1 pseudogene is annotated in these 691 nt (G+C 52.0%); it reads left to right on the top strand.

The annotated features are described in order from the left end of the window. Nucleotides 1–687 (top strand): annotated as a pseudogene (locus J7438_RS26640) (hypothetical protein); the annotation flags it as partial. Nucleotides 688–691 lie beyond the last annotated feature (4 nt).

The following is a 691-nucleotide window of genomic DNA, read 5'->3' as shown; positions in this document are numbered from 1 at the left end:
TTTCAGGAGTTGGCGTGGGCAGCGCTGGATGCCGCTACGCACCAGGAATATACCGTACTGCAAAAGCGGCTGGAAACCACCATTGACGATTTTAATGAGCTGAAAAACGACAGCTTTCTGGATGACCTGAAAAACAGCAAAGGCACCATCACCGCCAAAGCGGTGAAGGATCGCCTTAAGCGCACAGACGACCGGGAAGAGACGGATATTCTCAATGAGTTCCTGACCACCGAAGCCACTATCAAAGAATGGCGCAAAACCTGCCGGTTGCTCTGGTCGGATGCCCTGACGCTGATTGACCGAACGATTTACCCCGACAACGAAGACCGGGACAACCTGAAAGAGATTGTGGTGCTGAACCGCTATCTGGAACTGCTGGAAGATATCGCTGCCCAGAAAAAGGCGATTAAAGAAGCGGAGAAAAAGCTTGATGATGCCCTTTACGCTCACTACCCCGAACTGACGGAAGACGAGATCAAACAGCTGGTGGTGGATGACAAATGGCTAACGACCATTGACCGGGATGTGCATACCGAGATGGATCGCATCAGTCAGCGGCTGACCCAGCGGATTAAAGAGCTGGCGGATCGCTATGAAACCTCGTTGCCGCAATTTAATCAGCGGGTGGTCAGGCTGGAACAGACGGTGAGTAAACATCTGGTGAAGATGGGGTTTGTATGGAACTGAAGCC

Source organism: Thalassotalea sp. G20_0 (genome assembly GCF_017744175.1).
Lineage (GTDB): Bacteria > Pseudomonadota > Gammaproteobacteria > Pseudomonadales > Endozoicomonadaceae > Endozoicomonas.
The sequence above is the reverse complement of the archived record's forward strand: the minus strand, read 5'-3'. Positions and strand labels throughout refer to the sequence as shown.